Source organism: Streptomyces sp. M-16 (genome assembly GCF_052114405.1).
Lineage (GTDB): Bacteria > Actinomycetota > Actinomycetes > Streptomycetales > Streptomycetaceae > Streptomyces.
Genome location: NZ_JBFRER010000053.1, coordinates 22,090 through 45,925, shown reverse-complemented (window position 1 = coordinate 45,925; position 23,836 = coordinate 22,090). Strand labels below are relative to the sequence as shown.

The following is a 23,836-nucleotide window of genomic DNA, read 5'->3' as shown; positions in this document are numbered from 1 at the left end:
CGAAGTTCCGCGACTTCCACGACGCCTCCCAGCGCGTGCTCGCCGAGAAGCTCGTCGAGTGGGGCCTGGTCGAGGGCCCCGTCGAGCGCGTCCTGGAGCTGGGCCTGCAGCGCCGCTGGACCCTGCACGGCACCGGCCACATGCTCGGCCTCGACGTCCACGACTGCGCCGCCGCCCGCGCCGAGACGTACGCCGACGGCGTCCTCGAACCCGGCGTCGTGCTCACCGTCGAGCCCGGCCTGTACTTCCAGGCCGACGACCTGACCGTGCCCGAGGAGTACCGCGGCATCGGGGTCCGGATCGAGGACGACATCCTCGTCACCGAGGACGGCAACGAGAACCTCTCGGCGGCCCTGCCGCGCAGGTCGGACGAGGTCGAGGCCTGGATGGCCGCCCTGCGGGCCTGACGCCACCACACGGCCGCGACGACCGGGGGGAGGGCCCCGCCACCCTGCGGATCCGCCGGTACCCCGGCTCACGGGTGGGCCGGTCCCCGCCCGGGTAGGCTCCCCGGCGGGAGGCGGGCCATGAACGCAGCTCCGTACGGGGGTGCGGACCCGGGGCTCTACGGGCCCGGGTCCGTCACCTGGCAGTGCCACGGCGACCCGGTCATGTGGATCGCCGGCGTCCGCGCGCTCTACCTCCAGGCCCTCCACCCGCGCGCCGTGCGCGGGGTGATGGCGAACAGCTCCTTCCACCGGGACGCCTGGGGCCGGCTGCTGCGCACCGCCGACTTCGTCGGCACCCTCACCTACGGCACCACCGAGAACGCCGAGGGGGCCGGAGCCCGGGTCCGGGCGCTCCACGGCCGGCTGTCCGCCACCGACCCGGACACGGGGGAGCGCTTCCGCGTCGACGACCCCGAACTGCTGCTGTGGGTGCACTGCGCGCAGATCGACAGCTTCCTCCACGTCCTGCTCCGCTCCGGCGTCCCCCTCACCCCGGACCAGGCCGACCGCTACGTGGACGAGAACCGGGTGAACGCCCGCCTCGTCGGCCTCGACCCGGCCGACGTGCCCGCCGACACCGCCGCGCTCGCCGCGTACTTCGAGGAGGTCCGCCCCCGCCTCGCGGCCGGGGCCGACGCCCGCGCCGTCGACGACTTCCTGCGCGCCCCACCCGTACACCCCCTCCTCGTCCCTGGCCGAAACCTGCTGTGGAGACCGCTCGCCGGAATCGCCTACGGGACCCTCCCCGACTGGGCGCACCGGCTCTACGGGCGCAACGCTCCGCCCCCGCGCGACGTCACCCGGCGCCTGCGCCTCACGGGTCGCGTGTTGCGCAGCATTCCCGCAGGTCTACGCTGGCGGCTGCCTCCAGGTCACATCTTGAAAGCGATGCGCCGGCTGGGCCCCGGGAGCCGCCCCTCCGCGTACACACTGCGTACACCAGCGGCCATACTGGACCGGCCGAGGAGGGCGCGGCACGACGACGGGGGCGGCTTTAAGACATGGCGGAGTCCAGACTGATCCAGGGCCGGTACCGGTCACTCGATCTGATCGGGCGCGGCGGCATGGGCGAGGTGTGGCGCGCCCGCGACGAATCGCTCGGCCGTCAGGTCGCGGTGAAGTGCCTCAAGCCCATCGGGCCCGAGCAGGACGCCCACTTCACCCAGGTCCTGCGCGAGCGCTTCCGCCGCGAGGCCCGGGTCGCGGCCTCGCTCCAGCACCGGGGCGTCACCGTCGTCCACGACTTCGGCGACGACAGCGCGGCGGGCGGTCCCCTCTACCTCGTCATGGAACTGCTCGAAGGCCGCAACCTCAGCCAGCTGATGGAGGACAACGAGGCGCGCCCGCTCCCCGTCGACGTGGTCCTCGACATCGCCGAGCAGATGGCCGCCGCCCTCGGCTACACCCACGACCAGGGCGTCGTCCACCGCGACCTCAAGCCCGCGAACATCATGCGGCTGACCGACGGCACGGTGAAGATCTGTGACTTCGGCATCGCGCGGCTGGCCCACGACATCGGCTTCACCGCCAAGCTCACCGGCGGCGGCATGGCCATGGGCACCCCCCACTACATGTCGCCGGAGCAGATCGCGGGCGGCGAGGTCGACCACCTCAGCGACCTCTACTCCCTCGGCTGCGTCCTCTACGAGATCGCCACCGGAGCCCCGCCCTTCGACCTCGGCGACTCCTGGTCCGTGCTCGTCGGCCACCGCGACAACGTCCCCGTACCGCTGCGCGACCACCGCCCCGAGCTGCCCGCCCACTTCGAGCAGCTGGTCCTGGAACTCCTCGCCAAGCGCCCCGAGGACCGCCCCGGCGACGCCCGCCACCTGCACCGGCGCCTCGTCGAGGGCCGCTCCGGCGCCGGCGGGCCGACTGTCGCGCACCCGCCGCTGCCCGCGTGGGCCACGGGGATGACCGCCGGACGCAAGGCCGGGATCGACGCCCGGCCAGCGTCCGGGGAGTGGGCCGTGCTCACCGGCTCCTGGACCGCGGCCCGCCCGGCGACGCCCGCCACGGGCCATGCCCCCGGCGCCGGTACGGGCCCTGGCCCGGTCGCGGGCTGGGGCCGGGGCGTCGGAACGGGTTCCGGTACGGGCCCGGTCGCGGCTTCGGGGGAGCAGCGGATCCTGCGGCCCGCRCCCGCCGAGGACCCGCGCCTCACCCCCGTCCGCGGGCTCGAAGCCACCCCCGCCGCACCCGGTGCGGACCGCCCCGACGCGCTCGACGCCGGGCACACCCGCGCGTTCGTCCTCAGCCGCGCCGGCCGCCCCGAGGAGGCCCTCTCCGTCTACGCGGCCGTCGCCCAGGGGCGGGCGAGGCTCCTGGGCCCGGACCACCCCGACACCCTCGCGGCGCGCCAGGAGGAGGCGTACGAGCTGGGGCGGCTCGGCCGGCACGGCGAGGCGTACGAGACCTACCGCGCGGTGCTCGCCGCCCTCGTCCGCACCGCGGGCCCGCGCCACCCCGACACCCTGCGCTGCCGCCACAGCCTGGCCTGCGCCCTGAGCGCCCTGGGCCGGCACGCCGAAGCCCACGGCGCCGCGGCCGAGGTGGCGGCCGACCGGGCCGCCGTCCTCGGTGCCGAGCACCCGGACACCCTGCGGACCCGCTACGAGGCCGCCTACTCCCTCGGCCGGCTGGGCCGCTGGGGCGAGGCCCTGACGGGCTTCCGCCACGTCGCCGCCGTACGGGAGCGCGTACTCGGCCGCGACCACCCCGACTCCCTCGCCGCCCGCTACGAGACCGGCATCGCGCTCGGCCGCACCGGCCGCGCCGCCGAGGCCCTCGACCTGTTCCGCTCCCTGGTCCGCGACCGCACCCGGGCCTACGGCGCCTCCGACCCGGAGACCCTGCGCGCCCGCCACGTCCTCGGCGTCAACCTCGGGCGGCTGGACCGCTGGGAGGAGGCCGTGGCCGAGGCCCGCGCGGTCGGCGCCGCCCGCGCCAAGGCCCTGGGGGCCGAACACCCGGACACCCTGGTCAGCCGGCGCGAACTCGCGGTGGGGCTGGGCCGCCTGGGCCGCTGGGACGAGGCCCTGCCCATCTACCGGGACCTGTCCGGCATCCGCGAACGGTCCCTGGGCGACGAGCACCCGGACACCGCCCTGGCCCACGCCGACGAGGCACACTGTCTGGAGCGGCTCGGCCAGGTGTGCTACCAAGAGCCATGACAGCCACGAGGGCCTCCCGGGGATTCGCGCACGAGGTGTACGACGCGGTGATCGTGGGCGGAGGCCACAACGGCCTGGTCGCCGCCGCCTACCTGGCCCGCGCGGGCCGCTCGGTGCTGGTCCTGGAACGGCTGGGGCGCACCGGCGGGGCCGCCGTCTCCACCCGGCCCTTCGCCGGGGTCGACGCCCGCCTCTCGCGCTACTCCTACCTCGTCTCCCTGCTCCCCGCGAAGATCGTCCGTGAGCTGGGCCTGCGCTTCCGGGTCCGCCGGCGCACGGTGTCCTCGTACACCCCCCACGTCCGCGGCGGCGCCCCCGGCGGACTCCTCGTCGGCGGCGGCGAGGACCGGACCCGGGAGTCCTTCGCCCGCCTCACCGGCTCGGAGCGGGAGTACGACAACTGGCGCGCCTTCTACGCCATGACGGCCGAGGTCGCCGGGAAGGTCTTCCCCACCCTGACCGAACCGCTGCCCACCCGTTCGGCGCTGCGGGACCGGGTCGGCGACGCCACGGCCTGGCGGACCCTGTTCGAAGAGCCCATCGGCGTGGCGCTGGAGGAGCGCTTCGCCGACGACCTCGTGCGCGGGGTGGCCCTCACCGACGCGCTGATCGGCACGTTCGCCGACGCCCACGACCCCACGCTGGTCCAGAACCGCTGCTTCCTCTACCACGTCATCGGCGGCGGAACCGGCGAATGGGACGTACCGGTCGGCGGCATGGGCGCCCTGACCGACGCGCTCGCCGACGCCGCCCGGTCGGCCGGCGCCGAGATCGTCACCGGGCACGAGGCGCTGCGGATCCACACCGACGGGACCGCGCCCGCCGAGGTGACCTTCCGCACGGCGGCGGGGGAGGGCACCGTCGTCGCACGGCACGTCCTGGTCAACGCCTCACCCCGGGCGCTGGCCGAACTCCTCGGAGAGGAACCGGACCCGGCCGTCCCGGCCCCGGAAGGGGCCCAGTTCAAGGTCAACATGCTGCTGAGCCGGCTGCCCCGGCTGCGCGACGCCTCGGTGGACCCCCGGGAGGCCTTCGGCGGCACCTTCCACATCGCCGAGGGGTACGAGCAGCTGCGCCGCGCCCACGCGGAGGCCGCCGCAGGGGAACTCCCGTCCGTACCGCCCTCGGAGATCTACTGCCACTCGCTGACCGACCCCTCGATCCTCGGGCCGGAGCTCGCGGAGCGGGGCTGCCAGACACTCACCCTCTTCGGACTGCACACCCCGGCGCGGCTGTTCGGCCACGACAACCAGCAGGCCCGCGAGGTGCTCCTGACGGCCACGCTGGCCCAGCTGGACGCCCACCTGGCCGAGCCGCTCACCGACTGCCTGGCCTTCGACGCCGACGACCGCCCCTGCATCGAGGCCAAGACCCCGCTGGACCTGGAGCGCGAACTGCGCCTGCCCGGCGGGCACATCTTCCACCGCGACCTGTCCTGGCCCTACGCGGACCCCGAGGCCGACGCCGCCGGGCGCTGGGGCGTGGCCACCGCGCACCGGGGTGTCCTGCTGTGCGGCGCGGGCGCGGTGCGCGGCGGCGGCGTCAGCGGGGTCCCCGGACACAACGCGGCGATGGCGGTGCTGGGGCACTGACCGCGGGGGCACCGGCCGGGCCCCGCCCGCGGGCCCGGCCCCGCTCCCCGTCAGACCGGCTCGATCACCACGACCGGGATCTCGCGGTCGGTCTTCGCCTGGTACTCGTCGTACGCGGGCCAGTGACCGACCATCAGCGGCCAGTACGTGGCGCGCTCCTCGGGGGTGGCGGTGCGGGCGGTCCCCTGGCGGACCTCGGAGCCGACCTGGACGCGCACCCGGGGGTCGGCGGTCAGGTTCCGGTACCACAGGGGGGCCTCGTCCGCCCCGCCCTTGGAGGCGACGACGAGGTAGCGGCCGTCGGCCTCGCCGTAGATGAGGGGCGTGCGCACCGGGTTGCCGGACACCCGGCCCACGGTGGTGAGGAGGAGGGTCTGGGTGCCGTTCCAGTGATGGCCCTCGGCCCCGTTCGAGCCGACGTAGAGCCTGACGTGGTCCAGCTGCCAGCTTCCGGCCCTCGGGTCGGTGGGGTGTTCCCAGTCGATCTCGGTCGTCATGTGTTTTCCGCCTGCTTTCGTGTCGAACGGTCAGCAGTCCCGACAACGAGTGCGAACGCCGACGGGCACGGTCTTCATTCCGGCTGCTCCGGGAGGGTGAACCCGTTGTACAGGTCGTCCAGGGCGCGCTGCGCGGCACCGGCCGGCAGGAGGCGCACGGCCAGGTCGCGGGCGGCCACGGCCAGGGGGTTGGAGAGCATCGAGAGCCGGCCGGCCCGGCGGGCGCGGAGCCGGATCGCATCGGTGCGGGCGAGGCGGGCCCGGGTGTAGGCGGCGAGCGCGGTGGGCACCTGGTCTGCATCGGCCGTCAGACGGGCCAGGACGACGGCGTCCTCGATCGCCTGGCAGCCGCCCTGGCCGAGGTGGGGGGTCATCGCGTGGGCGGCGTCGCCGATCCAGGCGGTCCGGCCGTCGTGCAGGCGGGGGAGCGGGGCCGCCAGGTCGTGCAGGTCGTGCTGGAGGACGGCCCCGGGGTCGAACCGCCCGAGCAGCGCCGGGACCGGGTCGTGCCAGTCGCCGAAGCGGTCCAGGAGTTCGCCGAGCACGTCGGCGGGGCGGTGGCCCTCGGGGACGACGGCGGTGGCGTAGGCGTAGACGCGGCCGTCGGAGAGCGGGACCGCCCCGAAGCGCCGGCCGCGGCCCCAGGTCTCGAAGGCTCCGGGCAGGGCGGGTCCCCCGGCGGGCAGGACGGTGCGCCAGGCGGTCTCCCCGCTGTAGCGCAGGCCCGGGTGATCGGGGAAGCACCGGCGGCGCAAGGGGCTGTGGATGCCGTCGGCGGCGACCAGCAGATCGGCGGGGAGGTCCCCGGCGTCCGTACGGACCACCGTGCGCCCGTCGGCCGTGTCCACGCCGGTGACGGCGGTGCCGTAGCGCAGGGCACCGGCGGGCAGCGAGTCCGCCAGGGCGCCGGCGAAGGCCGCCCGGTGCACGGCGAGCGGGGGCCGGCCGTAGCGTGCGGTGAGCGCGGCGGTGTCGGCGCGGACCAGCCACGACCCGTCGGGGCGGCGCACCCCCATGGCGGCCGGGGCGGCGCGGCCCGCCGCCCGTCCCGCGTCGAACCCGATCGCCTCCAGGGCCCGCAGAGCGTTCGGCGCGAGCACGATGCCCGCACCCGCGACGGCCGGCCCGGCCGTCCGCTCGCAGACGGTGACCTTCCAGCTGTGGCGGTGCAGGGCCAGGGCGGCGGTGAGCCCCCCGATCCCCGCGCCCGCGACGACGGCGTGACGCGGACTCTCGTTCATGGTGCGGCCTCCCCCATATCGGCTCCGACCCTCTACATCCGTAGAGGGTGTCGCCGCAACTCTACAGCTGTAGAGTGGCGGCATGTCCACCCCCGAATCCGGCGGCCCGGCCGGCGCGCGGACCGCGCCCGCCCCGGACCGCCGCGCCCTGATCTCCGACGCCGCGATCGGCCTGGTCGCGGCCGGCGGACTGCGGAGCCTGACCCACCGGGCCGTCGACGGAGCCGCGGGGCTGCCCGCGGGCAGCACCTCGTACTACTTCCGCACCCGTGCCGCACTGGTCGGAGCCTGTTATCGGCGGCTGGCCGAGCTGGACCTCGCCGATTTCGAGGAGGACGCCCGCCCGCCCGGCCCGTGGGACCGGGACGCGGCGGCGCGGGCGCTCGGCGCGCTCCTGTACCGGTGGCTGACCGAGGGGCGGGAGCGCCAGCTGGCCCGCTTCGAACTGAGCCTGGAGGCCGCCCGCACTCCGGAGGCGGCCCCCGAACTGCTCCGCGCGGGCCTGGCCGTCCGGGCGCGCGCCGCCGGACTCCTCGGGGCGCTCGGTGCCGAGCGGCCGCAGGCGCAGGCCGAGCTGCTGGCCGCCTGGACGGACGGACTGCTCTACGACCGCCTCGCGGGCGCCCTGGCGGGAACGCGTCCGGCGCCGGATCCCGCCGAACTGGCCCGCACGGCCCGCCTCATGATCGATGCGGCGCTGGCCGCGCCGTAGGCTGCGGCCATGATTGCCGAACTGCAGTGCGTGGTGCTGGACTGTCCGGAGCCCCTGGGGCTCGCCGAGTTCTACGCGGGCCTGCTGGGCGGGGAGGTCAACCGCCCGGACCGGCGCTGGTCCGTGGACGAGGACTGGGCCACGCTGCACACGCCGAACGGGCAGGTGCTGTGCTTCCAGCGGGCCGTCGGGCACCGGCCGCCGACCTGGCCCGGCCCGCAGCGGCCGCAGCAGTTCCACCTCGACCTCGCCGTCCCGGACCTCGACCGCGGCCAGGAGCAGGTCCTCGCCCTCGGCGCGCGCCTCCTGGAACAGGGGCCGCCCGAGCGTGACTGGCGCGTCTTCTCCGATCCCGCGGGCCATCCCTTCTGCCTCGTCCAGGGCTGACGGGCCGGAGCCGGCGGTCGGGTGTCGACGGGCCGGTGTCGAGGGGCGGGTGTCGACGGCCTGGTGTCGAGGGGCGGGTGTCGACGGGCCGGTGTCGAGGGTCGGGTGTCGACGGGCCGGAGCCTGCGGGCCGGGGCGGCTTCGGCCCGCAGGTGGCGCCCTCAGTCCGCCGAGCGCGTCCAGCCGACGGCCTCCACGCGGGCCGCGTCCGCCGGCCGGTCCTCGGAGAACAGGAGCCGGGCCGGTTCGGCCACCCGGACGACGTCCACGTAGACCCCCCGCCCCACGTAGCGGCCGGTCGCGGCGTGGCGGAAGCGGAGCCTGACCTCGCGGCCCGCCCAGCCGGGCAGCGGGGCCTCCAGACGGTGCCAGATGCGGCCCGACCAGCCGCCCGCGCTGCCCTGCGGCCAGGACTCGGGGGTGCCGCCGGTGGCGCGGACGGTGGTGAAGGGCAGCGGCTCCCACGCCGCCCCGTCGGCGGACGCCTCCACGTGGAAGGCGCCCCCACCGGGCACGGTGTCCCACCAGACGGCGCAGCGCAGCCGGGCCGAGGCGGTCGCCGGGGTGAGGGGAGGCAGGGTCAGGGTGCCGGAGCCCGCGGTGTCCATCCCCGAGTACCAGGCGGGCCCGCCGTGCCGGGTGCGGACGGGTACCGCCCGGGCGAACCGGTTGCCGGTCGCCACCCGCGGCGCGCTGCCGGCCCGCCAGGTCCGCACCGGGTGGACGGAGTTGCCCAGCAGGACGAGGAAGGAGTCGGTGGAGGGGTCCAGGACCAGCGAGGTGCCGGTGAACCCGGTGTGTCCCGCCGAGTGCGGGGTGGCCATGGCGCCCATGTACCAGTGCTGGTAGAGCTCGAAGCCGAGGCCGTGGTCGTCACCGGGGAAGGCCGTGTTGAAGTCGGTGAAGAGCAGCTCGACGGAGGCGGGGCGCAGGATGCGCCGGCCCGCGTAGGCCCCGCCGTCGAGCAGGGTGCGGGAGAGGACCGCCAGGTCCCAGGCGGTGCCGAAGACCCCGGCGTGGCCCGCGACCCCGCCGAGTGCGTGGGCGTTCTCGTCGTGGACCTCGCCCCACACCAGTCCCCGGTCCAGGCCCGACCAGGGCGGCCGCTGCACCTCGGTCGCGGCGGTGACCCGGCGCCAGGACAGCGGCGGGTTGTACCGGGTGCGGTGCATCCCGAGGGGGATGGCGATCTCCTCCTGGAGCAGGACGTCCAGGGTGTGACCGGTGATCCGTTCCAGGAGCAGCTGCAACGTGATGAGGTTCAGGTCGGAGTAGCGGTACACGGTCCCAGGGGTGTCCTGGGGGCGCACCGACCACAGCAGCCTCAACTGTCCGGCCCGGGTGGACTCCTGGTAGAACGGCGCCCATGAGCGCAGCCCCGAGGTGTGCGTGAGCAGCTGCCGGACCGTGATGGCCTCCTTGCCCCCGCCGGTGAACTCCCGGAGGTACCGCTCGACCGGGGCCTCCAGCTCCAGCAGGCCCCGTTCCATCTGCTGCACGGCCAGGATGGAGGTGAAGAGCTTGCTCAGCGAGGCGAGGTCGAAGACGGTGTCCTCGGCCATCGCGATCCGCTCGGCGGCGGGGAACTCCCGCGGCCGGTCGGTGCGCCCGTCGTAGTCGGCGTACCGGACGGCGTCGCCCATCGCACGGTGCAGCGCCACCGTACGGCCGCGCCCCGCGAGGACCACGGCCCCGGCGTAGTAAGGGTGTTCGGGGGAGGGGCCGAGGAAACGCCGGGCCTCCTCCGCGACCCCCTCCAGGTGCCGCTCCAGCAACCCCGCCTGGCGGGCGGAGCCGTAGCGCAGCCGCAGCCCCTGCAGGGCCCGCCGCTCGGCGGCGCCGCCGCCCGCCGCTCCCGCGCCCTGCCCGGGCAGCGCGGCGTGCAGGACCAGCACCCCGCCCAGCGCCAGCAGCCGCGCCCCCAGTCGTCTGCGGTTCATCGCGCCACCGCTCCCGGCCGCCCCTGATCCCGTACCCGAACCGCCCATGTCCGGCCCTCCTGTTCCTGCCCGCGCACGCTACTGGCTATCTGCCCGCCCGCCGCGCACCCTCCGCACCGACCGGCCGTCAAAGAATCTGACACTGCATCAGAAAACCTCTTCCCTCGGACGGTGCCCTGCGGCATCCTCACGGCCATGGAGACGGAGCTGAGCAGGAAACTGGGAGTCGAACACGCCATCTTCGGCTTCACGCCCTTCCCGGCGGTCGCCGCGGCCATCACCCGCGCGGGTGGATTCGGCGTCCTCGGCGCCGTCCGCTACACCGCCCCCGACGACCTCAGGCGCGATCTCGACTGGATGCAGGAGCACACCGACGGCAAGCCCTACGGGCTCGACGTGGTCATGCCCGCCAAGAAGGCGGTCGACGGCATCGGCGAGGCGGACATCGAGGCGATGATCCCGGCCGGGCACCGCGCCTTCGTCCGGGACACCCTCGCCAAACACCACGTGCCCGAACTGCCGGAGGGCGAGGCCTCCGGCTGGCGGATCACCGGCTGGATGGAACAGGTCGCCCGGAGCCAGCTCGACGTCGCCTTCGACTATCCCGTCAAACTCCTCGCGAACGCCCTGGGTTCCCCGCCCGCCGACGTCATCGCCCGCGCCCACGAACACGGCGTCCTCGTCGCCGCCCTCGCCGGCAGCGCCAAGCACGCCCGCCGCCACGCCGAGGCCGGCATCGACATCGTCGTCGCCCAGGGGTACGAGGCCGGCGGCCACACCGGCGACATCGCCACCATGGTCCTGGTCCCGGAGATCGTCGAAGCCGTCGCCCCGCTGCCGGTCCTGGCCGCCGGCGGCATCGGCAGCGGCGAGCAGATCGCCGCCGGCCTCGCCCTCGGCGCCGAGGGCGCCTGGCTCGGCTCCCTCTGGCTCACCACCACCGAGGCCGACCTGCACTCCCGCGCCCTCACCGAGAAGCTCCTCGCCGCCGGGTCCGGCGACACCGTCCGCTCCCGCGCCCTCACCGGCAAGCCCGCGCGCCAGCTGCGCACCGAGTGGACCGACGCCTGGGACGACCCGGACGGACCCGGCCCGCTGCCCATGCCGCTCCAGGGCCTGCTCGTCGCCGAAGCCGTCTCCCGGATCCAGAAGTACGAGGTCCAGGCGCTGCTCGGCACCCCCGTGGGCCAGATCGTCGGCCGGATGAACAGCGAGCGCAGCGTCCGGGCCGTCTTCGACGAACTCACCGCCGGCTTCGAACGCGCCGTCGACCGGGTCAGCCGGATCGCCGGCCGGGCCTGAGAGAGGAACGCCACCGTCATGACCGACCCACAGCGCCCCAACGGATTCTGGGCCCAGGCGGGCGCCGACCCGGACCGGACCGTCCTCGTCACCCCCGACGGCGGGGCGTGGTCCGCCGGCCGGCTGCACGCCGACGTCAACCGGATGGTCCACGGCCTGCGGGCCGCCGGGCTGGAGCGCGGTGACGTCCTCGCCGTGGTCCTGCCCAACGGCGTCGAGTTCCTCACCGCCTACCTCGCTGCCTCACAGGCCGGGTTCTACCTGGTCCCGGTCAACCACCACCTCGTCGGCCCCGAGATCGCCTGGATCGTCTCCGACTCCGGCGCCAAGGTCCTCGTCGCCCACGAGCGCTTCGCCGACCCCGCCACCGCCGCGGCGGACGAGGCCGGCCTGCCCGCGCACCACCGCTACGCCGTCGGCGCCGTCCCCGGCTTCCGCCCGTACGCCGAACTCCTCGACGGGCACCCCGCCACGCCCCCGGACGGCCGCACCCTCGGTTGGGTCATGAACTACACCTCGGGCACCACCGGACGCCCTCGGGGGATCCGCCGCCCGCTGCCCGGCAAGCTCCCGGAGGAGACGTACCTGGGCGGCTTCCTCGGGATCTTCGGCATCCGCCCCTTCGACGACAACGTCCACCTCGTCTGCTCGCCGCTCTACCACACCGCCGTCCTCCAGTTCGCGGGCGCATCCCTGCACATCGGGCACCCGCTGGTGCTGATGGACAAGTGGAGCCCCGAGGAGATGCTGCGCCTGATCGACCGCCACTCCTGCACGCACACCCACATGGTCCCCACCCAGTTCCACCGCCTGCTCGCCCTCCCGCAGGCCACCAAGGACGCCTACGACGTCTCCTCCATGCGGCACGCCATCCACGGCGCCGCCCCCTGCCCCGACCACGTCAAGCGGGCGATGATCGACTGGTGGGGCCGCTGCGTGGAGGAGTACTACGCGGCGAGCGAGGGCGGCGGGGCCTTCGCCACCGCCGAGGACTGGCTCAAGAAGCCGGGAACCGTCGGCAGGGCCTGGCCGATCAGCGAGCTCGCCATCCACGACGACGACGGCAACCGGCTGCCCCCGGGCGAACTCGGCACCGTCTACATCAAGATGAACACCGGCGGCTTCAGCTACCACAAGGACGAGGGCAAGACCAGGAAGAACCGCATCGGCGACTTCTTCACCGTCGGCGACCTCGGGCTGCTCGACGAGGAGGGCTACCTCTTCCTCCGCGACCGCAAGATCGACATGATCATCTCGGGCGGGGTGAACATCTATCCGGCGGAGATCGAATCCGCCCTGCTCACCCACCCGGCGGTCGCGGACGCCGCGGCCTTCGGCATCCCGCACGACTCCTGGGGCGAGGAGGTCAAGGCCGTCATCGAGCCCGCCGAGGGCTTCGAGGCGGGCGAGGCGCTGGCCGCCGAGATCCTGGGCCACTGCGAGCGCCACCTGGCCGGCTACAAGCGCCCGAAGTCCGTCGACTTCATCGAGGTGATGCCCCGCGACCCGAACGGCAAGCTCTACAAGCGCCGGCTGCGCGACCCCTACTGGGAGGGCCGGGAACGCGCCGTCTGACCGGCCCGCCACGCCCGGGGGCCGCGTGAGAAGTGCCACGTCAGCGCCCCCGGGAAGCGGTATGCGCCGCACCGGGAGCACACTTCTGGCAAGTTGGCTGATATGAGTACGGCAACGAGCAAATCACCCCTGACCGACTGGACCGTCATCGTCCCCGTGGTGGCGCTCATCGCGCTCGTCTTCAGCTGGGGACGGGAGCTGCCCGGATTCGCCGTGGGCCTGGTCGCCCTGTGTCTGGCGGGAGCGGTGATGGCGGCCGTGCACCATGCCGAAGTGGTCGCGCACCGGGTGGGGGAACCCTTCGGCTCGCTCGTCCTCGCCGTCGCCGTCACGGTCATCGAAGTGGCCCTGATCGTCACCCTGATGGCCGACGGCGGCGACAAGACCGCCTCCCTCGCCCGGGACACGGTCTTCGCCGCCGTGATGATCACCTGCAACGGCATCGTCGGCCTGTCCCTGCTCGTCGGTGCCCTGCGCAACCGGGTCGCCGTCTTCAACGCCGAGGGCTCCGGTGCGGCGCTGGCCACCGTGGCGACCCTGGCCGTCCTCAGCCTGGTCCTGCCGACGTTCACCACCAGCAAGCCGGGTCCGGAGTTCTCCACCGCCCAGCTGACCTTCGCCGCGGTCGCCTCGCTCGCCCTGTACGGGCTGTTCATCGCCGTCCAGACGGTCCGCCACCGGGACTACTTCCTGCCCGTGGCCACCGGGGCCGGCTCCTCCGGGGGCACCGGGGGCACCGGGGGCACGGGGGCCGAGGGGGCCGGCGCGGACGGGGACGCCGGCCACGCCGCGCCGCCCACCGTCCGCGCCACCCTGATCAGCCTCGGCCTGCTGCTCGTCGCACTCGTCGCCGTCGTCGGCGACGCCAAGTCCGTCTCGCCCGCCATCGAGGCGGGGGTGGCCAAGGCCGGCCTGCCCAATGCCGTCGTCGGCGTCATCATCGCCCTGCTGGTGCTGGCCCCCGAGACCYTCGCCGCCGTCAACGCCGCCCGCCGCGACCGCGTCCAGACCAGCCTCAACCTGGGGTACGGCTCGGCCATCGCGAGCATCGGCCTGACCATCCCGGCCATCGCGCTCGCCTCCATCTGGCTCTCCGGGCCGCTGCTGCTGGGCCTCGGGCCGATCCACATGGTGCTGCTCGCCCTGACCGTCGTGGTCAGCGCCCTCACCATCGCGCCCGGCCGGGCGACCCTCCTCCAGGGCGGAGTGCACCTCGTGATCCTGGCCGCGTACCTGTTCCTGGCCGTCAGCCCGTGACCACGGCCGGGCCGGTTCGGCGCCGCTCGCGCGGCCAGACCACCCTCAGCTGCGGAGAGGCGAGGATGTCCCGCTCGCAGAACCGCGAGGCGCCCCAGTCGCGATCGCCGCGACCGTGCCACAGCAGGCACTGCTCCAGCAGGTGGAGCCACCGCAACGACTGCGCCACCACACGCCGGTTCCCGACTGGTCCGCCCGCATGGACGCCGACGCCGTGGAGGTCCGCTGCCTGTCCACCGTGCTGGCGCAGGTCCGGGACACGGGATGGACGCACCACATCCCGCGCCTGATGATCCTGGGCAGTCCCGCCCTCCAGCAGGGCTGGCACCCGGCCGACGACTGGGTGATGCTGCCCAACGTGGTGGGGATGTCGCAGTACGCCGACGGCGGACTGATGACCACCAAGCCCTGCACCTCGGGCGGCGCCCACATCCACCGCATGAGCGACCTGTGCGCGGGCTGCCCGTACAGGCCCACGGAGCGAACCGGTGCACGGGCGTGCCCGTACACCGTCGGGTCCTGGTCCTTCCTGGACCGTCACCGCACCTTGCTAGAGGCCAACCCGCGCATGACACGCGCCGTGCGGCGTCTGCCGGGTTCGACGGGGCCGGGGCGTCAGTCTTCGCGGTGATGGGCCCGCACCGCGGACGGCAGACGTCCGGCCACCTTGTCCGCCAGCGCCTCGAACTCCCGTCTCAAGAACGGCTCGGCCAGTCTGGCCAAGCCCCGGAACCGTAGCGAGGCGACGTAGGTGAGGCGCGTCGAGGCCGCCGAACGGGGCTCGAAGCGCATCACGTCCCTCGCCGTCACGGTCTTGTTCACCCCGATGAACACCAGCTGGCGCGGCCCGCGGGAATCGAGGCGGTAGACCAGATCGGTGGTGCGCCCGCGGAACCGCGAGGTGTTCTGCCAACTGGAGCCGGGCCGCACGGGCCCCTCGTCGACGCGGAGACAGCGCACCGTGCCGGGGTCCCATTCCTCGGCATGCCCGAAGTCCTCCAGGTAGGCCATCAGGGCGTCGAGCGGAACCTCGATGAGAAAGGTGCGTTCCACAGTGATCACGGCTGTCGCTCCTTCTGCTGTTCGAGAAGGCGGCGGGCTACCGCGCACCCGCTTGTCCTTCGGCGCCCGGCCCCCCGGTGGATGCACGCCGACCGCCGGGGAGGTCCCCCGGGGAGCGGACTTTCCGGTCACAGCACTAGAAGCGGTGTGCGGCCACCTCTGCGAGGTAGCGGGAGCGGAGCTGTTCGTCGTCCTCCAGGAAGGCCGCTTCGAAGGAGTTGCGTGCGAGGGTGCGCAGATCCTCGGAGGACAGGCCCAGCGCGTCGCGTACGGCCGTGTAGTTGTCGTCCGCGTAGCCCCCGAAATACGAGGGGTCGTCGGAGTTGACCGTGCACTTCAAGCCGGCCGCCATCATCGCGGGGAGGGGGTGCTCCTCCAGGGTGCCGACGGTGCGGAGCCGGACGTTGGAGAGCGGGCACAGGGTCAGGGGCACGGCGTCGCGGACCAGGCGCGCGGTCAGCGCCGGATCCTCGAAGGCGCGCAGTCCGTGGTCGATGCGCTCGACGCCGAGGGCGTCCAGGGCTCCGATGACGTATTCCGGGCCGCCCTCCTCGCCGGCATGGGCGACGCGCCGCAGGCCCAGTGCGGCGGCGCGCGCGTACACCTCGGTGAAGAGCTCCGGCGGGAAGCCGACCTCGGCGCTGTCGAGCCCGACGCCGGTGATCAGTTCCAGGTACGGCTGCGCCTCGGCGAGGGTATCGAGCGCGGAGGAGACGGGCCGGTCGCGCAGGAAGCTCATGATGAGGCGGGTGGAGATGCCGTGGCGCTCTTCGGACCGGGCGAGCGCCCGGTCCAGGCCGCGGATCACGGTCCCGAAGGATACGCCGCGGGCCGTGTGTGCCTGCGGGTCGAAGAAGATCTCGGCGTGCCGTACGCCCTGCTCGGCGGCGCGCTTCAGATAGGCCTCGGCCAGCGCTGCGAAATCGTCCTCCGTGACGAGGACGGACATCAGCTCGTAATAGAGGGTGAGGAACGACTGGAGGTCCTCGAAGGCGTATGCGTTGCGCAACGTGAGGGCGTCCGCGTGGGTCAGGGTGACACCGTTGCGCTCGGCCAGAGCGAAGGCGAGGTCCGGTTCCAAGGTGCCTTCGATGTGAAGGTGAAGCTCGGCTTTGGGTACCGGTACATATGAGGGCATTGCCGAATTCTATGCGTTGTGAAGTGATCTCCTGGCGCGAGGGGGCTGGGAGCCCGGTGCGGTCTCGGCGGGTACGAGGAAGACGTCGTCGACGCGGCACCACGCCCCGGGGCTCTCCACCGCGGTCGCGATGGGGTGGACGGTGTCCTGTGCGTGCTTCCACGCATGGCCCCCGGAGAGCCGTCGCAGCAGCCGTTGTGTCCGCAGGTCAGGCAGACCCGCAGGTGAACCCGGTCGCCCCGTCCTGCGGCCTGGCATTCCTCGCAGCCTGTGATCCGCAGCGGAGCCCCCGGCGGTTCCCCGGCGTGTGGGCATGGGCGCGGTTCCGGGCGTCCGTGGTCGGGCGCCGCGCGCCAGCCGGCGCTCGCGCGGGGCTGACTCGCTGACGGGGGCCGTCAGTCTCGGAAGCGTGCTTCGAGGGTCTCGACGAGGCCGTCGATCACGCCGTCCGGTGACGGGCTGTAGTGCGGCACGGCCCATCGCGTGATCCTGGCGTCGATGAGCGTGGGCCGGCCGGAGGCCAGTGCCGCGCGGAACGCCTCCTCGAATTCCTCGAGCGTCTCCACCCGGTAGCCGTCCGCGCCGCATGCACGGGCGTACGAAGCGAAGTCCGGGTTCTGGAACTCGACAAGGCCCGACTCGGCGTACGTGACCATCTGGAAGAGTTTGATCAGCTTGAACTCCCCGTCGTTGAAGATGACCCAGATGACGGGGATCTCGTGCTCGACGGCGGTCATCAGCTCGAAACCGGACAGCGAGTAGCACCCGTCGCCGCAGCCGACGACGACGGTCCGGTCCGGGTGGGCGACCTTGACTCCGAGGGCTCCGTTCACGTGTCCGGCCATCGGCCCGAAGGAGCCGGCCTTGCGGAAGTTCTGCCCCTGTTCGAGCTCCACGTAATATCCGAGCCACGCCACGTGGGCGCCCGCGTCCGCGAGCAGGACACCCCGGGGCGGCAGCATGCGCCCGATCGACTGCGCGAGTTCTCCGGGGTGGATCTTTCCCGTCAGGTGGGTGATCTTCCGGGCCTCGTAGTCCCGGCCGTCGATCTCGACCGCCGGTACTTCGCCGACCATCCGCTCCAGCGCGTCGGCCAGGGCGGCCACTGCGGGACGCGCGTCGGACAACAGGGTGTGGTCGGGCCGGTAGGCCTTGCGGAACTCGCCCTCGGAGATGTTCACATGGATGAGCAGCTTGTTCTCGAACAGGTCCTCGCGGTAATTGAACGTGGCGTGCTGATTGAGGGAATTGCCGATGCACAGCACGACGTCGGCCTGGCGGAAGGCCTTCCACGCACTGGAGTGGCCGCTGTCGGCGAAGACGCCGACCGCGAGCGGGTGTCCTTCGGACACGATGCCCTTGCCGTCCAGGGTGGTGAGCAGTGGGATCTGGAACCGCTCGATCAGCCGCTCGATCTCCGGTCCCGCCCCGCTGCGTACCGCACCGAAGCCGACGAGCGCCACGATCCGCTTCCCCCGTGCCAGGGCGTCCGCGAGTACGGCCGCGATCTCCGCCACCCGTGCCGGGTCCGGCAGGACCGGCTTCACGTCGAGCCTCAGCGGCCGGAAGTTCGTGACGTCGACGCCGTGGTGGGTCAGGTCCTCGGGCACGTGGATGTGCACGGGCCCGGGCCTTCCCTCGAATGCGGTGTTGACCGCTTCCTCAAGGACGTCGCAGGTGTCGGCGATGTCGGTGAGCAGGAAGGACTTCTTGGTCGTGGCCGCGAACATGGCCTGGGAATCGGGCGTGCGGTTCACTCCCGAGGTCTCGTTGAGCGAGCCCCATCCGCGCCATTTCATGGTGGCGTACCCCGAGACGGCCAGGACCGGATAGGAGTCGGACATGGCCACGGCCAGCCCCGAGAACAGGTTGAACGCGCCCGGCCCGGCCGTCGCGAAGCAGAAGCCCAGCCGGTTGGTGTACATGGCATAGCCGCAGGCCATGAAGGACGCGGCCTGCTCGTGTCGCGTGATGACCGGCCGGATCTGCCGCGAATGCTTCAGCGCCAGCATCAGCCCCGCCGCGTTCTCCCCGGCACCGCCGAAGGCCGCTCGTACCCCGATGCCTTCCAGCCCCTTGACGATGGCCTCGTAGACTCTCATCGGGTCTCCCTCATCGGTCCCAGCGCGAGGTGTGCCGGCGGTGCGCTTCCGTCAGGCCGCCCTGGAAGAACCGGTCGTAGTACTCGGATTCGACGTGGTGCGCCTGCAGCCAGATGCCGGGCACGTGGATGGCGTCGGTGTGTGCCGGAAACCGCCCGTGGGTCTCGTGGATGTACACGCAGATGTCCCGCGCGCATTCGATCACTTGCCGGTCGTACTCACTGGCCTCGGCGAGGTACCGCTGCGCGTAGTCGTTCTTGTAGATGCAGGCGAACAGATCCTTGTCCGCGTAGATGCCGTTCTCCCCGAACTTGGAACGGACGACGGAATCGACGGCGTCGTGCATCGACGGGTAGTTGGGTGGGCAGGCGCCCTTGATGAGGTGTTCACCGCCGGCCCGCAGCCCCACCGGGTGGGCGCGCAGCTCGGCGTATTTCGGTAGCGGCACCTGCCAGCGAAGGATGTCGGCAGGGCGGAACTTCGGCGTGACGAAGTCGAAGCCCAGCATGCGTCCGTAGGTGCGCGAGAACTTCGGGTCGCCCAGCATGATCTGGGGGCTGACCGTCGCGTGGATCCAGGCACCGAGTCCCATGGCGTCCGCGACCAGCATCATGTTCTGGAGCAGCAGGTCGGCTTCGACCTGGGTACGCATCGGTCCCAGAGAACCGAGCGGCATCTTGATCGCGGGGTTGAGGAAGCCACTGCGCACCCACTTGCGTACCCCGGCCGGGCGGTAGAAGTTGCGGTCGTCGACGAGCGTGGGCCGAGCTCCCTCGGGCTGGGTGAGCAGGTACATCAGCGCGTTGATGTACTGATGGGAGAGATCGACCACCGGCAGGAAGAGCGTGGTGCCGGGGCGATTGGACAGGAACCGGTTGGAGTCGAGGTACGCCGGGAAGTCGCGCATCCCCTCGGCGACGTCCAGGCGGCGGTCCAGTACCCGCACCTTCGACTGGCGTGCGCGTTCGATCAGCGTGTCGGGATCGAACGCATGGTCCGGGGAGGGAGGCAGCTTCCTCAGGTAGTACGTGCCACTGTCGTTGATCATGAAGAAGTGGGTGGCCTGCGCGTTGTCGGGGCTGCCCGCGGTCCGCCCCGTCATGTTCAGGTTCGGCTTGGCCATGATGGGTTTGTGATCGCGTGGGTCCTCGAAGGGGCGGTCGGGCATGGTGAGTCCCGAGGAGCCGGTGAGGGCGATGAGCACCGCTTCCTCCAGCTCGCCCAGCGGCTCCGGCCGGTGCTCGGATCGATAGCTCATCGACCCGGCCGGCACGGACGCGCCCCTGCTGACGCGGTGGGTGCGCCGTTTGAAGACCGTCTCCCACAGCGGACGGGAAAGAAGGTCTTCCAGGCCGGGGTGGCCTGCGTGGTGGCCTGCATGGTCGGGTGCGGACATGGCCATCTCCTGCTCAGCCGCGGCCGCGGCCGGGGCCGCTGTCGTTGCGTACGGGCTGGACCGGGCGCCAGGGCGCGAACGCGCTGGCCGCGCGCGGCAGGGTGCCCGCCAGCTCGGGGCAGTGCCGCAGGATGACGCTCGTCATACCGTTGCGATCGATCCAGTCCATGCCGAGAGGCGTGTAGACCTCTGGCCGGAAGTCGACGGTGAGGAAACGGTCGCTCTGCAACCGTCTGCTGGCCATCAGGATGAAGACGCGGAAGGCGGTGTCGCTGAAGCCGAAGCCCGCGGGCGGATTCTCGGCGAAGAGCCCCACCATGGTGTCGATGTCGTCCACCGAGGGGTACACGTCCCGAAGCCGTGCGACCGTATCCGGATCGGCGGAGAGGTCCTCGAACCGCCGGATCCGCGGCTTGTGCAGGCCGGCGCGGAAGTCGTTGTAGCGCGCGACGCCGCGGCGCCGGGTGCGCACCAGGTCGACCACGGAGAGGTCGATCACCTCCCCGTCCCGCTCGAACGCCTGCAGGGCGCGCGGAAAGTTGTGCAAAGTGATCGCCCCCGGGTGGGCGATGCCCAGCGAGTACAGGGTGTTCACCAGACCGGTCTTGCGCATCAGCGGCTCCGCAGCGGCGCCCTGGACCTCGGTGAAGCCCAGGGTGTCGAGCCGACGGCCGAACCGGTGGTCGATGAGCTCGTAGTCGTCGGGGATCAGGGGGTGCATCCGGTAGACGGTGACGAACTCCTCCGTGAGGGAGTACGGGGCACCGTGGTGGTCGGGCAGGGTCTTGGGGATGCCCTTCTGCCCGTTCGCCTCCAGCAGCCAGACGCCCAGCTGGTCGAGCCAGTTCTTCGGGGGCCCCTGCCAGTTGGTCTTCATACCGATGTCGAGCGTCTTGGTGGCGAGGATCGCGGGAGTCCATTCGACCGTGTGGATCTTCGCGATCAGGGCGGAGACGATCAGCCGCGCCGTGTGGTACACCCGGTCTTCGCTCATGCGCGGATATTCGTGCCGCAGGGCTTCGCACACCGCGTTGTGCTCACGGGCGAACAGGGTGTGCATGGCGCTGAGGCCGAGCCACCAGTTGTCCGTGAATCCGGTGCGCGGGACGCCGTTCGAGCCGCTGGGCAGGTGCCCCTCCTCCAGCCGGAGCCCGGCGCCGCCATCGGGATCGCGAAGCGAGTTCGCGACGGACAGGTCGCCGCCGTAGAGCTCCGAACCGTCCCACCAGTGCGAGACCTCGCCGGCGAACACGATCGGCGGCCGCCCGCCGCCGGGTGGATCCACCGCCTCGTCCGCACCGAAGCGCATCACCTTCTCCCGTGGTCCGCCCGGGGTGTTCTGCCAGGTCTCGCCGGGCGGCAGCGGCACCTCGATGCTCTTGGCGGCGACCGGAAGCCTCTTGTGCTTGACCCAGTCGTGCACTTGGAACTGGATCCACGCGGCGGCGATGATGTTCAGCGACGTCGCGGGGATGAACACGTCACGCTGGAGCAGTTGCCTGCTGACGGCGACCGGATTGGGCGTGTCGAACTGGTCCGGGCGGTAGACGGGGGGCATGGTGCGGCCGAAGGTCGCGCCGACGGCGCCCATCCGCGGCGCCGACAGATCGTTGTACGTGCCATCGTAACTGCGCCTGACCAGCAGTTCCTCGTCGAGCGGGGCCTCCACCGGCCCGGCCTGGGGCGGAGCCTCGTGGACTTCGGTGTCGATGAGGTTGTGCCGGCGCAATGTCTGCCGAAAGGCCATGAGGTTGAGCAGGCCGAGGGGGGTGGGCAGCCGGTGCCACGGGACGAAGCGGTCCACGGTACGGAAGGCGGCCCGGAGCGGTGCCCCGAGCAGGGCGTTGCGGCGTGGCTCGACGGTCAGGAAGCGGTGGCCCAGGCGGTGGGCGCTGCTCGCCTCGTACGCGAGCTTGCGGGCACGGTTGAGGTTGCCCAGGGGGCGGAAGTCCTCCGTGGTGTGCCACGGGTTGAACGCCAGCAGGTCGACCTGCGACGCGGAGGTGCGCGCTTCGGCGGTGTGGATGTCCTGGCGCGGGATGGTCAGCGTGGCCACGGGCAGGACGGGCGCGTCCTCCTCCCTCCACTCGGCCGCGCCGTCCTCGACGGAGGTGCGCCGGGCGTCCACGTAGCGCTGCACGCAGAACTCGAAGACGACATCCGTCCGACTCAGCCGCTGTGAAAGCTCGCGCCGCAGGTGATCGGGATCGGGGCCGGGATCGGGATCGGGATCGGAGCGCGGCGTTGCCGGGGCGGCGGCCGGTGAGGCGCCGGCGGCAGGCCGCAGCTGATAGCGCACCGGTCCGCCGTCGCCCCACAGGATCGCCCCACGGCTCCAGTACGTCTCCAGTGCCAGGCTGGACACCGTGCGGCTGGTTCCCGCGACGACGTTGCGCCGCATGCGGGCGGCCGTGGACCAGCCGACCGCCAGGGGCAGCTTGACGAACAGGGCGTACCCTTTGCCGATCCGCGAGCCGGCGCCCGCCATGGCCTTCGCGAAGGCGACGAACTCCATCGCGTTGCGGGCGTGGGAGACCGGGAAGCTCGTCATCAGCAGATCGTGGGTCTCGTCGGGGCCCACCTCGACCCGCAGCGCCGCCCCGCGCAGATCGGGCGCGAAGTCGGGCTGACGGACGCCGCTCGCGTTGGAAAGCCGGACCGTGACCCGGTACTCGGCTCCGGGCCTGGCGAAACCTGTGCGCAGGGCCCCGGGGAGGTCGTCGTGGAACCTCAGACGGGCGTTCTCCACGCCGAGGACCGCCTTGGCGTGGAAGGTCCGTTCGAGAGCGGGGGAGCGGCTGCGTTTCTTCGCCTTGAGCTGTACCCGGACGAGCTCACCCGCGAGTCGCTCGAAGACCAGCCGCTCGGCCTCAGGGCTGCCGCCGACGTAGCGCTCGTACCGCTCGACCTCGTCCATGCGCGCCTCTTCGCGAAGGGGGTATCTGTGCACTCCGCACGACGTTGCCCTACCGCCGGGACGGTGTCGTGTGGAGCGGGGCAGACGGGCGAAGGACCTCACCCAGCCTGCCTCCCCGGTACCGGAGGTTTCCAGGACTAGCCTCCGCATCATGCTGCGTATCGCCGACACCCGCACCGGACGCTTCGTGGACGTTCCCTCAGCCCACCGCCACCTGCTGCGCATTTGCGTCCACCTGCCGGTCATCGGCACCGGAGACGGCGCGGTGCACCTGAGGGTGCCTCTGGTCGGTGACGTACTGGCCCGCACCGCGGAGCTGCACGGCCTGGAGGTCCTCACCGTCCTCATCACGCCGGACCTGCCTCCTGAGCAAGCCCGGGCGCTCGATCGCGCCATGTCCGCTCTCGGCATCCACCCGCCTGCCGGCGTCGGGGTTCACGGGCTGACCGAGACGCTCTGCGCCGCTGCCGATGTGCACCTCGCCGAGTACGGCACCCCCGGACAGGACGCCGTCGGCGGGGTCTGGATCGACGTGGGCCAGGTCAGCCCGGCACTCCCCGACGAGGGCGCCCCCGACCGTGGTCATCTCCCCGTCCCGGAGGGGACCGATCCGCTGGCTGTGAGGATGCTGTTGGTCCGCCACGCCTACCGCACACCGGTCACCGTCACCGGCGCCGCGCTCGCCGAGGCCCGACGGACACTGGGGCAGTGGCGGCAGCAGGTGGCCGCATGGGCGCAGGAGCCCTCCAGGCCGATCCCCGCCGATGTGCTTCGGCAGGCTCATGCCGCGCTGGCCGATGATCTCGGAGTCCCCGCCGTCCTGGACATGCTGGCCCAGGTGGCGATTCGCCCGGACGTTCCGGCCGGCGCCAAGTTCGAGACGTTCGCCTTTCTCGACCGAGTCCTCGGTCTCGACCTCGCGCGTGAGGTCGGCCATCGACACCCGGTGACGCCATGACGGCGCCCAACGCCCGGCGCCCGGTCGTCCTGCGGCACGCCAAGTCCGCCTGGCCGCAGGACGTGGCCGACGCCGAGCGGCCGCTTGCCCCCCCGACCGCGACGCAGCGGCGGCCGGCCGCTGGCTGCGCGATGCCGA

18 protein-coding genes and 1 pseudogene are annotated in these 23,836 nt (G+C 72.7%); 11 read left to right on the top strand and 8 right to left on the bottom strand.

Annotated features, from left to right (window positions below; genetic code table 11):
* The 4 genes from AB4039_RS23745 to AB4039_RS23730 all read left to right on the top strand — a co-directional run.
* Nucleotides 1-407, top strand: a 407-nt coding sequence (locus AB4039_RS23745) for a M24 family metallopeptidase (RefSeq protein ID WP_442271763.1), incomplete at its 5' end; no start/stop codon positions are given.
* A 120-nt stretch (nt 408-527) separates the two neighbouring features.
* Nucleotides 528-1,469: an oxygenase MpaB family protein gene (locus AB4039_RS23740; protein ID WP_442271762.1), complete on the top strand. Its 942-nt coding sequence runs from the start codon at nt 528-530 to the stop codon at nt 1,467-1,469.
* Entirely contained in the window at nt 1,451-3,622 is a 2,172-nt protein-coding gene (locus AB4039_RS23735; protein WP_266836903.1) for a serine/threonine-protein kinase, read from the top strand. Before AB4039_RS23740 ends, AB4039_RS23735 begins: the two co-directional genes overlap by 19 nt.
* Nucleotides 3,619-5,214, top strand: coding sequence for a phytoene desaturase family protein (locus AB4039_RS23730; protein ID WP_442271761.1), 1,596 nt, complete (start codon nt 3,619-3,621; stop codon nt 5,212-5,214). Before AB4039_RS23735 ends, AB4039_RS23730 begins: the two co-directional genes overlap by 4 nt.
* Nucleotides 5,215-5,264: 50 nt before the next feature.
* On the opposite strand, the gene AB4039_RS23725 is transcribed toward AB4039_RS23730, so the two are convergent.
* Entirely contained in the window at nt 5,265-5,711 is a 447-nt protein-coding gene (locus tag AB4039_RS23725; protein WP_442271760.1) for a nitroreductase family deazaflavin-dependent oxidoreductase, read from the bottom strand.
* A 74-nt stretch (nt 5,712-5,785) separates the two neighbouring features.
* Entirely contained in the window at nt 5,786-6,952 is a 1,167-nt protein-coding gene (locus tag AB4039_RS23720) for an FAD-dependent monooxygenase (RefSeq protein ID WP_442271759.1), read from the bottom strand.
* An 82-nt stretch (nt 6,953-7,034) separates the two neighbouring features.
* Here AB4039_RS23720 and AB4039_RS23715 point away from each other — a divergent pair, with 82 nt between their 5' ends.
* Nucleotides 7,035-7,664 (top strand): TetR/AcrR family transcriptional regulator, encoded by a 630-nt coding sequence (locus AB4039_RS23715; RefSeq protein ID WP_266836897.1) that lies wholly within the window; start codon nt 7,035-7,037, stop codon nt 7,662-7,664.
* Nucleotides 7,665-7,673: 9 nt separating this feature from the next.
* Complete coding sequence (locus tag AB4039_RS23710) at nt 7,674-8,051, top strand: VOC family protein (protein WP_266836895.1); 378 nt, start codon at nt 7,674-7,676, stop codon at nt 8,049-8,051.
* 161 nt (nt 8,052-8,212) lie between these two features.
* Here the strand turns inward: AB4039_RS23710 and AB4039_RS23705 are convergent, their stop codons facing one another.
* Nucleotides 8,213-10,039, bottom strand: a complete 1,827-nt coding sequence (locus AB4039_RS23705) for a serine hydrolase (RefSeq protein WP_266836893.1) — start codon at nt 10,037-10,039, stop codon at nt 8,213-8,215.
* Nucleotides 10,040-10,186: 147 nt separating this feature from the next.
* On the opposite strand from AB4039_RS23705, the gene AB4039_RS23700 reads away from it, so the two are divergent.
* From AB4039_RS23700 to AB4039_RS23685, 4 genes and pseudogenes are all read left to right on the top strand, one after another.
* A complete protein-coding gene (locus AB4039_RS23700; protein WP_266836891.1) occupies nt 10,187-11,293 on the top strand; it encodes an NAD(P)H-dependent flavin oxidoreductase in 1,107 nt (368 codons plus the stop codon).
* Nucleotides 11,294-11,311: 18 nt separating this feature from the next.
* Nucleotides 11,312-12,868 carry an acyl-CoA synthetase gene (locus AB4039_RS23695; protein WP_442271758.1) on the top strand — a complete coding sequence of 519 codons (1,557 nt, stop codon included), beginning with the start codon at nt 11,312-11,314 and terminating at the stop codon, nt 12,866-12,868.
* 102 nt (nt 12,869-12,970) lie between these two features.
* The gene (locus tag AB4039_RS23690) at nt 12,971-14,125 is read left to right on the top strand and encodes a calcium:proton antiporter (RefSeq protein ID WP_442271757.1); all 1,155 of its coding nucleotides are present in this window, start codon (nt 12,971-12,973) and stop codon (nt 14,123-14,125) included.
* Between the two features lie 160 nt (nt 14,126-14,285).
* Nucleotides 14,286-14,717 (top strand): annotated as a pseudogene (locus AB4039_RS23685) (cryptochrome/photolyase family protein); the annotation flags it as partial.
* A gap of 23 nt (nt 14,718-14,740) precedes the next feature.
* On the opposite strand, the gene AB4039_RS23680 reads toward AB4039_RS23685, so the two are convergent.
* From AB4039_RS23680 to AB4039_RS23660, 5 genes are all read right to left on the bottom strand, one after another.
* Nucleotides 14,741-15,187, bottom strand: a complete 447-nt coding sequence (locus AB4039_RS23680; RefSeq protein ID WP_266836885.1) for an SRPBCC family protein — start codon at nt 15,185-15,187, stop codon at nt 14,741-14,743.
* A gap of 136 nt (nt 15,188-15,323) precedes the next feature.
* Nucleotides 15,324-16,325: an adenosine deaminase gene (locus tag AB4039_RS23675; protein ID WP_266836883.1), complete on the bottom strand. Its 1,002-nt coding sequence runs from the start codon at nt 16,323-16,325 to the stop codon at nt 15,324-15,326.
* A 395-nt stretch (nt 16,326-16,720) separates the two neighbouring features.
* Nucleotides 16,721-18,427: a thiamine pyrophosphate-binding protein gene (locus AB4039_RS23670; protein ID WP_266836881.1), complete on the bottom strand. Its 1,707-nt coding sequence runs from the start codon at nt 18,425-18,427 to the stop codon at nt 16,721-16,723.
* A 10-nt stretch (nt 18,428-18,437) separates the two neighbouring features.
* The gene (locus AB4039_RS23665; RefSeq protein WP_266836879.1) at nt 18,438-19,823 is read right to left on the bottom strand and encodes a hypothetical protein; all 1,386 of its coding nucleotides are present in this window, start codon (nt 19,821-19,823) and stop codon (nt 18,438-18,440) included.
* 13 nt (nt 19,824-19,836) lie between these two features.
* Nucleotides 19,837-22,740, bottom strand: a complete 2,904-nt coding sequence (locus AB4039_RS23660; RefSeq protein ID WP_442271756.1) for a peroxidase family protein — start codon at nt 22,738-22,740, stop codon at nt 19,837-19,839.
* A 151-nt stretch (nt 22,741-22,891) separates the two neighbouring features.
* Between AB4039_RS23660 and AB4039_RS23655 the strand changes: the two genes are divergently transcribed.
* On the top strand, nt 22,892-23,698 hold the full coding sequence (locus tag AB4039_RS23655; RefSeq protein ID WP_266836875.1) for a hypothetical protein: 807 nt from the start codon (nt 22,892-22,894) through the stop codon (nt 23,696-23,698).
* The last annotated feature ends 138 nt before the right edge of the window (nt 23,699-23,836 follow it).